This window comes from Janthinobacterium rivuli (assembly GCF_029690045.1).
GTDB classification, from domain to species: Bacteria; Pseudomonadota; Gammaproteobacteria; order Burkholderiales; family Burkholderiaceae_D; genus Janthinobacterium; species Janthinobacterium rivuli.
In genome coordinates this window covers 1,877,205-1,890,886 of record NZ_CP121464.1, presented here as the reverse complement: position 1 = coordinate 1,890,886, position 13,682 = coordinate 1,877,205, and the positions used below count along the sequence as shown (strand labels likewise).

Here is a 13,682-nt window from a genome sequence, read left to right as displayed (position 1 = left end):
GTACGGTTCTTTCGTACACTCGTGGGGGAGGTTCTGCGCCCGAAGAACTCGGACGCACCATGGAATTATACCGAAATGCCTTACTGCAACGTTGGAATTAAACGGGGGTGCGTGATTTACGCCACAAGGACCAGCGCCGCGTCATGCCTGGTGTAAACAGCAGGCACATGGCGGCCGTCGTCCACCAGTGGCGCGTCACGCCATGGCGCGCGGCGCGCGCCAGTTCGGCCAGCGCCGCGCCGCGCCCGCCATTTTCAAGCAGTTCGCGCACCACGGCCACGCGCGCGTTCGACGCCAGCAGCAAGGCGGGCCGGCGTGCCCGGTTGCCGGCTGGCCAGGCGCGCGCACATGCTTCGAGTCGCAGAAATACGGGCAAGACCACGTCGCGGCCCTGGATGGCCGTCAGGCTGCCGCCCACTTCGCGCCGGTAGGCCACCAGGGGCGCCGCCGCCAGCACCAGCCGATGATGCTCGGCCAGGCGAAACCACAAGTCCAGGTCTTCGCCGAATTGCTCGCCTTCCGGGAAACACGGTTGCAGCGCGGCCAGCGACGCACGCCGCACGGCGACGGAATTGGTGCAGAAGAAGGGCCAGTGCTGGTTGAAATGCGTGAAGAATTCATCGATGCGCTGCGCCTGGGAGGGCGCGACGGGGGCACGCGCCATGTCCGGCGTGCTGCCGGGCGCGAAACTGGTGTAGCCGGTGGCAAAAAAACAGTCGTCGGGAAACGCCTGCGCCAGGCCCACCTGCGTGCGCAGGTAATCGGGCGCGTACAGGTCGTCCGCGTCGAGAAAACAGACGAGTTCGCCCCGCGCCTCGGCGATGCCGCGGTTGCGCGCGCGCGAGACGCCGCCATTCGCCTGGCGGATCAGGCGCACGCGCGCATCCGGGCAGGCCAGCACGCGCTGCGCGCCATCGTCGCTGGAGCCGTCGTCGACCACCAGCACTTCCCAGTCGGCATGTGTCTGCGCCAGTACCGACGCCAGGGTCGCCTCGACGTATGGCCCCTTGTTATACAGCGGGATGATGACCGAGCACAGCATTAGGCCATTCCCGGCACGCGTACCTTGCGCGCCCTGACGGCTTGCCTGTCGGCCGTCGGATAGTAGGCGGCCACGATGATGATGAGCAGCAGGTGCGTCAGCGCCTCGGCGGCGAAACCGGCCAGCGACAGGGGCACCTCGCTGAACGAGCGGCTGATGATCAGCACGAACAACGCCATCGACATGCCGCCGCTGACCTTGGCCGTGCGCACCGCGCCGTACAGCAGCACGAACACGTACAGTACCAGGCCGACGGCACCGACGGTGCCCGCGCTCGACAGGCTCTGGTAGAACTGGCTGTGCGCATGCGTGGCGTACGGCATGCCGATGCTCAGGCGGAAGGCCTCATCCCAGATCTGCAAGCCATAGCCGAACACGGGGTTCTTGTGCCACTCCTGCACCGCCACCTGCCAGATCACGTCGCGGCCCGTAAAACTGAGCAGTTCGAAGCCTTCATTACTGGAGGCAAAGCGCGCCAGCCTGGCGTCGATATTGCCGAACATCACCAGCAACATGGCCAGCACGCACAGCAAAATGAAACAGAAGATGCCGATGATCGACAATTGCGGGCGGCGGTAGTCGAACAGGCGCTCCTTGATCTGCTCGCGAAAACCGAAATACGCGATGCAGGCAAAGCACAGGATGCAGGCGACCCAGTTGGTTTTCGACTGCGCCAGCAGCAGGCTGGCCAGGCCCAGGGTCCAGGCGAACAGGTTCAGCACGCGCCAGGAATACGGCTTGCGCCACAGGCACAGCAGGAAGGCCACCGCCATCGGCCCCAGTCCGTTCGCATGGCTGGCCAGGCCCGCATAGCGCACGTTGAGGAAGGGAATCAGCCCGTGGTAATTCTTGTTGAAGACCATGTTCGGATTCCAGGCCACGACAGCCGCGCTGATCAGCAGGAACAGCAAAGTCGCATTGCGCATCGACACGATGCTCATGTCCACCTCTTTCGGCGTCATCAGCAAGGCGGCATAGCCGGCCAGGAACATGTACAGGTATTCATGCGAGACATCGGTATGGCTGCCCAGGAAGGCGGGGCTGAGAATATTCGTCAGGAAATAAATGAACAGCGCCCAGAACAGCAGCATCGGCATCGGTTTGAGCGTATTGCGATCCATCAAACGGTGCAGGATGCGCTCGCCGCAGGCAAAGATCACGAACAGCGAAGTCATGCGTCCAAACCAGACGCCGACCGGATGGCGCACCGTTTGCGCCGTCAGCAGGATCTCGTTGCCGGAGATGTCGCGGTTCGACAGGATGGCCGTCAACGCGATCGACAGCATGACGGGATAGAACACGTAGGGCACCAGCCCCGTCTCGCGTTTATTCCCCCAATGAATGCTCAAGGCGATGACGAACACCACCAGCAGCGCGCTGATCAGAGCAAACAGGCCAAACAGTATTTCACTCATGTAGTTCTCGCGTATCCAGTAAGTTGTCGCGCGCGCCACAGCGGGCGCGCAGATAAGAGACCACCCTGGCCGGCAGCGGCGGGCTGAAGCGGGCCAGCATGCCCACCGCGCGCGTGCCCAGCAGTTCGGGCCAGGCCAGCACGGCCAGCAGCAGGGTCAGGCCGCCGAACAGCGCGCCGCCCAGGAATGCTGGCAGCGGATGGCTGCCGCCCAGGCCGCCCAACATGGCGCCACCCCAGCTGCCGGCGGCGGCCAGCAAGCCCATCGCAAGGCCGCGCGCGGCCAGTGGCGCCAGTTCGCCCAGCCCCACCTGCAGGCGCAGGCACGCCACCGTGCCCACCACCAGCGCCCGTGCCAGCAAGGTGCCGGCGGCGATCATGGCGACCACCGCCCCGCCCTGCCCCGCCCACAGCACCAGCGCCGCGCCAGCCAGCACGATCAGCGGCAGTTGCAGCAGGCTTTCCAGGTGCTTGCCGCCCGTATTCCATAAAATCGGCGTCGACATGCCCCACGTGATGTACGCGGGCATGGCCAGCGCCAGGATGCTCAGCACAATGCCCGACTCTTGCCACACCTTGCCATACAACACGCCGATCAGGTCCGGCGCCGTCATCGCCAGCAGCACGAACAGCGGCAGGATGATGATCCAGATGGTCGCCAGCACCGACAGATAGGTGTCGCGCAGGCGCGGCAAATCGTCCTGCAGCTTGGCGCCCGTGGCCAGGAACGCCGGCTGCAAGGCGCTCAGGAACAGCGAATTGGGCGTATTGGCCAGGTTGTAGCCGACCGCATACACGCCCACCGCGTGGGCATTCAGGAAGCGCCCCAGAAATACGCGGTCCATATTGTTCAGGCACCAGTTGCACAGATTCGTCACGAATACCGTCACGCCCACATTCGTCGAGCGCCGCGCGCCCTCGTACCACAGCAGCGGCTTGAGCGAAAAGCGCGTGCGCGCATACGTCAGCACCAGCGCCGTGGCCGACTGTCCCAGCCAGGCGGCCACCAGGGTCCACACGCCGGCGCCCGCATACGCGAGCGGCAAGCCCACCAGCAGGTAGCCGACGACGTAGCTGCTCACCTGGATGATGTTGAGCCAGCGGAAATCGAGCGAGCGCCGCAGCAGGCTGCTGCCAGGTGCCGTCAGCGCATTCAGCAGGCAGGTCAGGCTCATCCACGCGATCACGGGCGCGATGCGCGGCTCCTTGAAGTACGCGGCGATCCAGGGCGCCATGAAAAACAGCAAGCTCATGGCCGCCAGGCCCGTCAGCGCCTGCCACGTCACGGTAAAGCGCACGTCTTCCTCGCTGAGCGTGCGGTTTTGCACCAGCCCCCAGGAAAAGCCGAAATCGGCCAAGAAGTTGCTAAATGTCAGCACGATCAGTCCCATGGCGAACAAGCCGTAGTTTTCCGGCCCCAGCAGGCGCGCCAGCACCACTTGCGTGACCAGCTGCAGGCCAAACATGAGGACCGTGCCCATCGCCGCCCACTTGACGGCGCTGACGCTTTTCTTGTTGATGTCGCTACTCATGATTCTCGCTGTCTGCTTCGCTGCGCCTCAACGGGACGGCGCGCCGATCAGGCGACCACGCTGCGCCGGCGGCATGCTGGCCAGCAAGCCATTGACGAAATCGGCCTGCAAGCGGTACGCGCGCGGCAAATCCGTATCGATGCTCGAGACGCGGAACAGCATGGCGTCGGCGACGGTGCCCGTCAGGCCGTAGCGCAATTGCTCCAGGCGCTGCTGCATGCCGACCTTGCTGATCTTGTCGCCGATGGTGATCCAGTACGTGATGGGTTCGCTGCGGTTGCCATTCACGGCCAACAAGCGCTTCACGGGCAGGCTGCCGTAGGCCGAGGCCAGCTCGCCGTATTCGTCGCGCTCGACCTGGAAACCCTGGGCCGCGTAGCACACTTCCGGTTTGTGCACGCCCATGTTGTCGCTCTGGTCGCCGCCGTAGGCGATCGACAGCATCACCCGTTCGCCATGCGCATTGATGTAGGTGCGCGACAAGGTCTGGTTGTAGATCTTGTTCAGGCGTTCCTGGGTTTCCGGATCCACCTGCAGCGGCACGATGGAACTGTCGACGCGCCACTCGCCGAACGCTTGCGGTATCGCCGTTTCCAGCGAAAAACTCGGGCGCTGGTCGGCCAGCTTCACGCCCGGCGCCACGCCGTGGCTGAGGATGGCCGCGCCCAGCAGCAAGGCGCCCAGCAGCATGTTCATGCGCAGCGCCGCGTTCATGTCGATGCTCCCACGGCTGGCGCGCGGCCCGCCTGGCGCTTGCGCACGATCCACTGCAGCAGGCTGTCGACACTGAGGATCAGCAGCAGCGCGGAAATGAACAGCACCATGCCGGCGAAGCCATGCAGGAAGCCCTGCCCGGCCGCGTCGCCGAAGTAATATGTGATCAGGGTCAGCACGATCACGCGGATGACATTGGCGGTAAAGGAAATCGGCACGATCAGCAGGGCCAGCACAATGTTGCGGAACGGCGAAGTATGCCGCACCAGGTTCAGGTAAAACAGGCCCAGCGCTTCAAGCGTGAGCAGGGTCTGCAAGCCGGCGCAGGCGTCGGCCACCAGCAGCTGGTACTGGCCGATCTGCAGGATCACGCCATTGCGGGCGATCGGATAGCCGGCCAGGAAAAGCAGGTGTTCGGTCACATACGAAACGGCCATTTTCATCGGCATGGTCAGGGTCGTCACCAGCGGCAGCGGCAGCGGCACCATGAACAGCATGAAAAAGAAGGGAAACCACAGCACGCGCGCGGCAATCCAGCCGCGCTTGAGCAGCAGCAGGGCCAGGCCGGTGCCGATCAGGGCGAGGATTTCCAGCGACAGGATGTGCTGCGAACGGCCCAGCACATACAGCAGCAGCGCGGCGGCCAGCAGCGGCCAGCCGGCGCGGGCCGGACGGGCGCCGGCGCTCTGCGCCAGCATCTCGGGCCATTTGCGGTAGATCAGCCACAGCGACAGGGCCAGGATGATGGGGCCGTGCGCCTGCTCTTCGGTCGACCAGATGCCGCGGAACAGTCCGACCAGGCTGGGCGCGAGCATGGCCAGGAAGCCCAGCGCCAGAGGCAGCCAGTCCGGCACGGCGGACCGGCCGGCCCGTGCCGGCGGCATGGCATGGCCAGGCGCAGTCATCAAAAGTCGACCATCACGGAACCGACCACCTGGGCGCCGCTATGCGTCATTTGCTCGGCCATGGCCGCCACTTCCGCCATCGGCGTCTTGTTCTTGCGCGCCACCAGCAGCACGCCGCCGGCACGCGCGGCCACGGCCAGCGCATCGGAACCGGTGGCATACGCCGGCACGTCGTAAAGCACCACGTCGTAGCGGCTTTCCAGCTGCTTGTTGAGCGTGACGAAGGAGGTCCGGCTGAGCAATTCCTGCGGATTCGGCGGCAAAGTGCCGGCAGCCAGCACCGACAGCGCGACAAACGATTCCACCTTGGCGATGATATCGAGTTCGGCGCGGCCGGCCAGCACGTCGGACAGGCCCTGGCGTGTCTTCAGGTCGAAGATTTCCTGCTGGCGCGGCGCGCGCAGGTTGGCGTCAACCAGCAAGGTGTGCTCGCCCAGCTGGGAAAACACCACGGCCAGGTTGGCCGCGAACAGGCTGGCGCCGTCGCCCGGCTCCATGCCCAGCACCACCAGCGACTTGCTGCCGCGGGCGAACCAGCGCAGCATCAGCTGGCTGCGCACGGCGCGCAGGGTTTCCACCTGGTGGCTGAAGGGCTGGTAGGCGGCCACCAGTTCCTGCGGATACTTGCCGGCGCCCGGCTGCAGATACGGGTAGTCGAACTGGCGCGCCAGCACTTGCTCGATATCGGCTTCCGTGATCAGGCCCAGGCGCAGGGCCGCTTCGCCGAAGCGGATGCCCAGTTCCTTTTGCATGCGCAGCACGCGTTCGGCGTTTTCCGGCGTGATCTTGCCCGATTCGAGCAACAGGCCGCCTATGCTGGAATCGGCGCCGCGCACCAGCGGTGCGGTGGTATTCAGAAGGTGTGGACTTGAAGTCATGATAGGTTCCATCTCAGTTCAGGCGCAAGCGGCGCGGCAGCATACCGCGCATGCGGCGCTGTTTCGGTTTCCAGTCGACCACGCCGAACACGGGAATCTGCAGCACTTCGCTCAGGTCCTGGTCGGAACGGATACGGCGGTCCAGCAATTCGGCCAGCAGCGCGATGCCGCAGCCCAGCATGAGGCCGAGGAAGATCGACAGCAGCACGTTGCGGGGAATCTTCGGGCTGTCCGGCTCGATCGGCGCCGTGGCCGGGTTCAGCATGGCGATATCGGACTGTTCTGCCTGGCCTTCGATGCGCGTCTGCGACAGGCGCTGCGAGGTCACGTCGAAGGCGCGCTGGGCGCTTTCCACATCCTTGCTCAGCACGCCCATTTCATCGCGCGTCCGGTTCAGTTCCAGCACCTTGGCTTTTTGCGCCGCCAGTGCGGCGCGGATCGCGCCTTCGCGCTGCTGCAGGATCTGTGCATTGTTGCCCACGCTTTGCGAGGTCGCGCGCGTCTGCTCGGCCAGGTCGCGGCGCAGCTTGTCCACTTCCGCCTTGGCGCTTTGATATTGCGGGTGATTGCGGTCCAGGCGCTGGCCCAGCTCGGCCAATTTACCCTCGGCGTTGCCCAGGCCCAGCTTCAGGCTCTGGATCAGCGGATTCGACGCCACGTCCGGCGATTCGGACAGGTTGCCGCCCTGCGCCATGCGCTGGCGCGAATTGGCTTCCATGGCCTGGCCCTGCGCCAGCACCAGTTGCGCCGACAGGTCGTTCAGGCGGTTCGATTCCACGTCCAGGCGGTTGTCGACGCTGACGATGCCGTTATCTTGCTGGTATTTCGACAAACGGCTTTGCGCGCGCTCGACGTTATCGCGCAGCAATTTGGTCTGGTCATCGAAGTACGTCGTCGCCTTGCGCATCGGGTCGACCTTCAGCTGGATGCTGACCTTTTGATACTGTTCCGCAAAGGCGTTCGAGACGGCCGCGACGAATTGCGGGTCGGCGCCCTTGAAGCTGATATCGACCACGCTGCTTTCGCGCGACGGCATCACTTCGAGTTTCTTCAGCAGCAAGTCGGCCAGCCAGTCGCGCACCGTGCCCTTGCCTTGCGCCGCGTCATTGAACTGGGCGATCACGGCGGGGCTGCGCGCCAGCTCCAGCTGGTCGACGACGCGCAGGGCGACGTTCTTGCTGCCGATAATATCGACCTGGGTCGCCATGTAGCCGGGCAGCAACTGCCCCGGCATGGTCATGCCGGTCAGGGGATCGACGCCCTTGTAGTTCATCAGCAAGGTGCTGGTGGCCTTGTAGGTCTTCGGCAGCACCAGGCTGACGCCCAGCGCCAGCGCCACGGTGATCATCAAGGTCAGCAGCACGATCTTCTTGCGTGCCCGAAGAATCAGCAATAGTTGGGTGAGGTTCATTTGGAAACTTTCAATACAAAAAGGTAGGGAGCCAGTTGCTCTTAGAACAGGCTTTCCTGGACATACACGACATCGTCGACGCGCAGCAGGTCGTCATGCTTGACCGGCAGCACTTCCATCTGCCCTTCCGCATTGCGGCGCTTGACGCGCACGCCGCGTTCGGTGCCGCGCACCGTCAGACCGCCGCCCACGGACAGGGCTTGCAGCACGGTCATGTTGCGTTCCAGGCGGAAGGCGCCCGGGCGCTGCACTTCGCCGTAGATATAGAAGCGCGGCGCGCGTTCGACGTAGATGATGTCGTTGCCGCCCACTTCCGTGTCGCCCTTCAGGTCGCCGTTGCGCACGATGTCGAGGATATCGGCCACGTCGCGCGTGGCCGTGCCGCCGCGCTTGCGGATCACGGTGATCTGGTCGGCGCCGTCAGGACTGACGCCGCCGGCCATGGCCAGCATGTCCATCACGCTGCGCTTGCCTTCCACCGGATAGCGGCCCGGGCGGTTCACCTGGCCCAGCACGGACGCCTGCTGGCTTTGCAGGCTGGTGACGATGATGTTCACTTGCGCCTTGCGCAGGAAGCCGCCGCTTTCGAGCAGGCCGCCCAGTTTCTTTTCCGCTGCCGAGGTGGACAAACCGCCGATCGCTACCGCGCCCACCAGCGGGAAGGTGATTTCCCCCGCTTCGCTGACGCGCGTCTCCAGGCCCAGATCCGGATTGCCGTAGACGGAAATTTTCAGCACATCACCAGCCCCGAGGGGGACATCGGCTGCACCGGCCATGCCTGCGGCGAGGGCCAGGAAGGCCGCCATCATCCAGTTTGCGAGTCGTTTCATGATTACAGATTCCCGTTGGTAGATTGCTGATGTTTAACTACTTGTTGATACGTCACTTATTTCAAACCCGCTACGCCGCGCTCGTTGGCTTCATGCGCGCTGTTCGCCGGCGCCGCTGCCGCTGGTGCCGCCGCTGCCGGTGCACTGGCCGAAGCCGAGGCCGCCGCATCCTTGTTGAAATACTCGATCTTGGCGCTGGCGCGCAGACGCTTCAGTTCGGCTTCGGCCGCATCCTTGTTCTTCTTGCTGGCCAAAAATTGTTCGATCTGCGGCGCGGCCGCGTCCAGTCCCACCGGGCTGTCCTTGATATCGGCCAGCGCGATGAGCAGGCTGCGCTCGCCTTCGCGCACGATGAACAGCTGGCCCTTCGGCATCGACTGCAGTTTGCCGCTCAGTTCGGGCGCCAGGTCGGCGCTGGTGCGCGACACCTGGGTGCGGCCAAACGCGATCTTGTGTTCGTCGAGCCATTGCGCCACATCTTCCAGCGACTTGGCGCGGTCCATGACGGCCTTGAGTTCATCGTTCAGCGCCGCCGTCGGAATGACCAGTTCGCGCAAATCGAATTGCTTGCGCTGGCTGAAGAACAGGGGGTTTTTCGCGAAGTACTCTTCCACCTCGGCCTTGCTCGGGCGGGTGGCCGCGCCGATGCGCTTTTGCATGTATGCCTGGGCAACGATCAGCGCCTTGGCGCGCTCGATGGCTTGCATGACTTTCGGATCGCGGTCGACCTTTTCCTTCGCCGCTTCGTTCTGCAGCAACTGGCGGTCGATCAGCGACTCGAGCAACTGCTTGCTGGCCGCCGCCTGCTGCGGCGCCTGCACGCCGGCCCGCTGCAACTCTTCATTCAACTGCAGGACGGTGATTTCTTCGCCGTTCACGCTGGCCAGCGCCTGGCCAGCCTTTTTTTCCTTGTTGCCGCAGGCCGACAGACCAGCGGCGGCCAGCAGGACCAGGGCGGCGCACAACAGACGTGGCGCGGGACGGGAATGAATAAAGTGGTTCAAGCGTGCTCCTTCGGATGACGGGTATGACGGCTGGAAAAATCCGGCGCGGTGTGCCGGCTGCATGGCCAGGCTGCACTGCTCAGATTCCCCCGAAAAATAGTTATTCGTCAAATAATTAATAATATTGTAAACATAATACACACAATGCATGACAACAAGCAAAATATTTGCTTAAAAATCTACTAATGAGATATAAAAACAACTATTTCCGCAGTCTACTTCATTGCAAAAAATTATGTATTGCACGGTACAGACTGACTTTAACAATGATAGTTGGCGCGTGCCGTCCCTGACGGCTGCCCGTCAGGCTGACGCTACGACCGGCAGGGGCAAGGCCGGATACTGCACCCTTCGTCGAACCCTTTCCAAGAGGAAAGTAATGGCGCATGGCCGGCACGACTCGTGGCAGGGTGAGCGCGGAGTGGTCGCGTGATGCGCTGGTGCTCTATGCTGGTACTCTAAAGATGCTCCATTTTAACGCGTATTGACTCCGTGCAAAGTATATTCAAACGCTATTTTTTCCTGCAGGCAGCATACTGGCGCTCAATGGGCGTTCTCGCGCGCCAGCACCACTTTCACCGTGCGCGCGATAATCCACAGATCGAGCCACAGCGACCAGTTGCGCAGGTAATCGAGGTCGAAATGGATGCGCGCCTCCATCTTGTCGAGCGTTTCCGTCTCGCCCCGCAAACCGTTGACCTGGGCCCAGCCCGTGATGCCGGGCTTGACCTTGTGGCGCAGCATGTAGCCCTTGATCAGCTTGCGGTACTGCTCGTTGTGCACCACCGCGTGGGGACGCGGGCCGACGATGCTCATGCGGCCCTGCAAGACGTTGAGAAATTGCGGCAGCTCATCGAGCGAGCTGCGGCGCAGGAAGGCGCCGACGCGCGTCACGCGCTGGTCGTTCTTGGTGGCCTGCACCACCGTATCGCCGTCTTCGCCCACCGTCATGGAGCGGAACTTGTAGACGACGATCTCCTCGCCATACAGGCCATAGCGGCGCTGGCGGAAAATCACCGGCCCCTTCGAGGTGCTTTTGACGGCGATGGCGATGACCAGCATGACCGGCAGCAGCAGCACCTGGATCACCAGCCCCAGCACGATGTCGCTGCCCCGCTTGACCATGCTGTTAAAGCCCGTAAACGGCGATTCGCGGATGGCGATCACGGGCATGCCGCCCACGTTGTCGAAGCGCGCCTGCATCAGGTCGAAGATATAAATATCGGGCAAGAAATACACGGAAGCCGTCGTATCTTCAAGCTCGTCGAGCATCTTGCGGATGCGCGGCTGGGCCGAAATCGGCTGACTGATGAAGATCATCTTGATATTGTGTTCGCGCACGTAGGAGGCGATATCGTCCATGCGCCCCAGCATAGGTTCGCGCATTTTTTCCGGCCAGCGGTCGTCCGTGCGGTCGTCGAAGAAGCCATGTACCTGCATGAACAGGTTGGCATTGCGCTCGACGGTGGCGGCAAACTTCAGGCTCGCGTCATTGGCGCCGATGATGACCACCGAGCGCACTTCGCTGTCGCTGTCCGGACGCAGGCTGAACCTGCGCCCGGCCAGGTGCCCGGCCAGCAGCACGAAGGGCGTGAGGACAAACCAGGCCAGCACCACCTCGGTATCGAAATGATAGGCCAGGCCCGTGGCCGAGCCCAGGAAGATGAGGATCAGCGCGACGATCGTCCAGCCGACGAGAATATCGCGCGCATACGCCAGCATGCGGCCGCTGCGCCAGGTACGGTAGGGGTCGACGTGCTGGTACACCGTCGACGAAATGAAGACGGCCAGTATCATCAGCACCAGCGTATAGCCGGTGAATGGCGAGCCCGACAAAACCGTCATCAGGTACAGCAAGCCCATGATGATGATCGGGTCGAGGACGCGCTGAAAAAACGAAATCAGGGGTATATCATTGACAGTCATGTTGATCTTTAAAACTGGACGCTGCCATTGAAGGAAATGCCCTTGGCCCGATAGCTGCCGCTATCGATGATGGCGACGCCTTCGCGCCGCTCGTGGAACAGACGCACGCCAAGCTGGATTTTCCGGTGCGGCGCATACGTGGCGCCCAGCGATGCCGTGCGGGTGGTGTCGCGCCCGTCGCCCGGCAGCACCAGGCCGCTGATGGCGGCGAAATCGCGTCGTTCCTTGCGCAGCAGCGCATCGACGCGCACCTTCGACGTGGCAGCCCATGAAGCGCCCAGGCTGGCGCCCGTGTTCAGGCTGCTTGTCACCAGCGAATTGTCGACGGAACCGAATTCGCGCCAGACCATGCCCGTGAAATTGACTTTACCCAAAGGCTTCCAGTACATGCTCAGCCGGCCATTGGTGCCGCTCTCATCGCGCCCGACCAGCAAGTTGTTGCGGTGGCGCACCCAGCCACCAAGGAACTCCAACTGCGTGTTGCCGCTCAATTCCCAGAAGACATTGGCCTTGATCTCGTCCTGGCGATAGCCGTTGCCGTACACACTGGCATCGAGCGCGCCGCGGTTCGGATACTTGCCGTTCAGGTGGCGCAATTGCAGGCCGATGCGGCTATTGCTGGGCGCAAGGTAGTCGACGCCGAACTCCGTCGCATCTTCCGTCCAGTTGGAAAACGCCTGCGACGGCAAGTCATACGAGTAACGGTCGCGCGACAGGCCGCCGCGCACGCGCCAGCTGGGGTGGAAGCGCCAGGCGCCATTCACGTACTCGCGGCGCTGCGTGCGCAAATTGCGCACAGAGCTCTGGAAATCGCTGAACGGCGTCAGGGTCTGCGAATAACTGGCGCCCACATGGCCTTCGAGGTGGTTGGCGATGTGCCACTCCAGGTCAGCCAGATAATCCTTGCCGTCGTAGTCGAACTGGCTGAAGCGGTTGAAGCTCACCTTCGACCACTTGGCCTGGCCCGTCAGTACCTGGCGGCCGATGGGACGGTTGAACAGGAAGCCCGCCTGCAGCATCCTCGACGTATCCGAACGGGGACCGGAAAAACCGGGCACGTCGTCCGGCAAGCGCATCAGGTTGTCGTCGTACGAATACGAGGTGGCAACGAAAGGCTTGATGGTGTCGCTGATGTCGGCCAGGGCGGCGCCGCTGGCCAGGGTGCCCAGGAGGAACAGCGCAGCCGGCAAACGCGGGCTGGCCATGAAGGCGGCGGCAACGGCTTTTTTACGCAAGGAATTCAACATGGTTTTGTCTTTGAAAGATCACACAGTTGATAGGCAATACTACCAGTAAATCCAATGCCCACCAGAAATAATCCAGAGCCCCAGCACGCCGTTCGTCACGCCATGCGCGAGGATAGGCGACCACAGGGACTGGCTACGCATGTACAACAAACTATATGCCGCACCGGCCACCATGCCGGCCAGCCACAAATTATGTTCAAAGCCAAACAGCAACACGCTGATGGCGAAGGCCTTGGCGCTGGCCAGTCGCGGATCGGCCCGCAAAAAGTCCGGCCTGTCGATCCAGCGCAGCAGGAAGGAACGCCAGAACAGCTCCTCCATCACGGGCACCACCAGCGCCGCGCCGGCGATGCGCAGCACCACCAGGCTCCACTCGATGCGGCCATCGGTGCGGGGATCGAAGCCGTCCGGATTGCCGATGCGCATCCAGCTGGCGTCGAGATTGATCCACAGCAGAAAAACAACAACACCGCTGACCAGCGCTCCGAGAATGGCACGCGCGCCCAACGGCGTCCACAGCAATTCCGTGTAACTGCGGCGCCAGTACAACAACAGGCCCAGCACGACGGCTATCTTGACGGCGTACAGCCAGCGCAAGTCCTGCGCGGCAACGCCCAGGCGGCCGAGCACGTCGGCAATGACTATGAAGGAGAGATAGGCCAGGAATGGCACTACCCGGGGCAAGGCGGCGCGGTCAGACATGCTGCTGCGCATCGGAGGTGACACCACGCGCCGGACGCGGTGGTCCGGTGCGCATGTGTTTCATGACAAACATGCAT

12 protein-coding genes are annotated in these 13,682 nt (G+C 63.1%); all 12 read right to left on the bottom strand.

The genetic code is table 11. From position 1 onward, the window contains the following. Window positions 1-97 precede the first annotated feature (97 nt). On the bottom strand, window positions 98-1,042 hold the full coding sequence (locus P9875_RS08580; RefSeq protein WP_278318119.1) for a glycosyltransferase family 2 protein: 945 nt from the start codon (window positions 1,040-1,042) through the stop codon (window positions 98-100). Further along, window positions 1,042-2,457, bottom strand: coding sequence for an O-antigen ligase family protein (locus P9875_RS08575; RefSeq protein ID WP_278318118.1), 1,416 nt, complete (start codon window positions 2,455-2,457; stop codon window positions 1,042-1,044). The genes P9875_RS08580 and P9875_RS08575 overlap by 1 nt, the downstream gene beginning before the upstream one ends. Continuing rightward, window positions 2,450-3,988: a lipopolysaccharide biosynthesis protein gene (locus P9875_RS08570; RefSeq protein WP_278318117.1), complete on the bottom strand. Its 1,539-nt coding sequence runs from the start codon at window positions 3,986-3,988 to the stop codon at window positions 2,450-2,452. Before P9875_RS08570 ends, P9875_RS08575 begins: the two co-directional genes overlap by 8 nt. A 27-nt stretch (window positions 3,989-4,015) precedes the next feature. Next, window positions 4,016-4,702, bottom strand: a complete 687-nt coding sequence (gene epsI / locus P9875_RS08565; RefSeq protein ID WP_278318116.1) for an exosortase-associated protein EpsI, B-type — start codon at window positions 4,700-4,702, stop codon at window positions 4,016-4,018. After that, window positions 4,699-5,607, bottom strand: coding sequence for an exosortase B (gene xrtB, locus P9875_RS08560; protein ID WP_278318115.1), 909 nt, complete (start codon window positions 5,605-5,607; stop codon window positions 4,699-4,701). Before xrtB ends, epsI begins: the two co-directional genes overlap by 4 nt. Further along, window positions 5,607-6,485 (bottom strand): chain length determinant protein tyrosine kinase EpsG, encoded by an 879-nt coding sequence (gene epsG, locus P9875_RS08555; RefSeq protein WP_035828798.1) that lies wholly within the window; start codon window positions 6,483-6,485, stop codon window positions 5,607-5,609. The genes xrtB and epsG overlap by 1 nt, the downstream gene beginning before the upstream one ends. Before the next feature lie 13 nt (window positions 6,486-6,498). Further along, complete coding sequence (gene epsF, locus P9875_RS08550) at window positions 6,499-7,896, bottom strand: chain length determinant protein EpsF (RefSeq protein ID WP_278318114.1); 1,398 nt, start codon at window positions 7,894-7,896, stop codon at window positions 6,499-6,501. A 41-nt stretch (window positions 7,897-7,937) separates the two neighbouring features. Continuing rightward, a complete protein-coding gene (epsE, locus tag P9875_RS08545; protein WP_099401014.1) occupies window positions 7,938-8,726 on the bottom strand; it encodes a polysaccharide export protein EpsE in 789 nt (262 codons plus the stop codon). Between the two features lie 56 nt (window positions 8,727-8,782). Further along, a complete protein-coding gene (locus P9875_RS08540; RefSeq protein ID WP_278318113.1) occupies window positions 8,783-9,730 on the bottom strand; it encodes an EpsD family peptidyl-prolyl cis-trans isomerase in 948 nt (315 codons plus the stop codon). A gap of 543 nt (window positions 9,731-10,273) precedes the next feature. After that, entirely contained in the window at window positions 10,274-11,656 is a 1,383-nt protein-coding gene (locus P9875_RS08535; RefSeq protein WP_278318112.1) for an undecaprenyl-phosphate glucose phosphotransferase, read from the bottom strand. An 8-nt stretch (window positions 11,657-11,664) separates the two neighbouring features. Further along, window positions 11,665-12,903 (bottom strand): XrtB/PEP-CTERM-associated polysaccharide biosynthesis outer membrane protein EpsL, encoded by a 1,239-nt coding sequence (epsL, locus tag P9875_RS08530; protein ID WP_278318111.1) that lies wholly within the window; start codon window positions 12,901-12,903, stop codon window positions 11,665-11,667. 39 nt (window positions 12,904-12,942) lie between these two features. Beyond that, window positions 12,943-13,605 carry a CAAX prenyl protease-related protein gene (locus tag P9875_RS08525; RefSeq protein WP_257626497.1) on the bottom strand — a complete coding sequence of 221 codons (663 nt, stop codon included), beginning with the start codon at window positions 13,603-13,605 and terminating at the stop codon, window positions 12,943-12,945. Between the last annotated feature and the right edge of the window lie 77 nt (window positions 13,606-13,682).

Bases quoted from the DNA above. Each gene is read 5' to 3' on its own strand.
- xrtB (WP_278318115.1), bottom strand. From the start codon at position 5,607: ATGACTGCGCCTGGCCATGCCATGCCGCCGGCACGGGCCGGCCGGTCC.
- epsL (WP_278318111.1), bottom strand. From the start codon at position 12,903: ATGTTGAATTCCTTGCGTAAAAAAGCCGTTGCCGCCGCCTTCATGGCC.
- P9875_RS08525 (WP_257626497.1), bottom strand. From the start codon at position 13,605: ATGTCTGACCGCGCCGCCTTGCCCCGGGTAGTGCCATTCCTGGCCTAT.
- epsE (WP_099401014.1), bottom strand. From the start codon at position 8,726: ATGAAACGACTCGCAAACTGGATGATGGCGGCCTTCCTGGCCCTCGCC.
- P9875_RS08535 (WP_278318112.1), bottom strand. From the start codon at position 11,656: ATGACTGTCAATGATATACCCCTGATTTCGTTTTTTCAGCGCGTCCTC.
- epsF (WP_278318114.1), bottom strand. From the start codon at position 7,896: ATGAACCTCACCCAACTATTGCTGATTCTTCGGGCACGCAAGAAGATC.
- P9875_RS08570 (WP_278318117.1), bottom strand. From the start codon at position 3,988: ATGAGTAGCGACATCAACAAGAAAAGCGTCAGCGCCGTCAAGTGGGCG.
- P9875_RS08575 (WP_278318118.1), bottom strand. From the start codon at position 2,457: ATGAGTGAAATACTGTTTGGCCTGTTTGCTCTGATCAGCGCGCTGCTG.
- epsI (WP_278318116.1), bottom strand. From the start codon at position 4,702: ATGAACGCGGCGCTGCGCATGAACATGCTGCTGGGCGCCTTGCTGCTG.
- P9875_RS08580 (WP_278318119.1), bottom strand. From the start codon at position 1,042: ATGCTGTGCTCGGTCATCATCCCGCTGTATAACAAGGGGCCATACGTC.
- epsG (WP_035828798.1), bottom strand. From the start codon at position 6,485: ATGACTTCAAGTCCACACCTTCTGAATACCACCGCACCGCTGGTGCGC.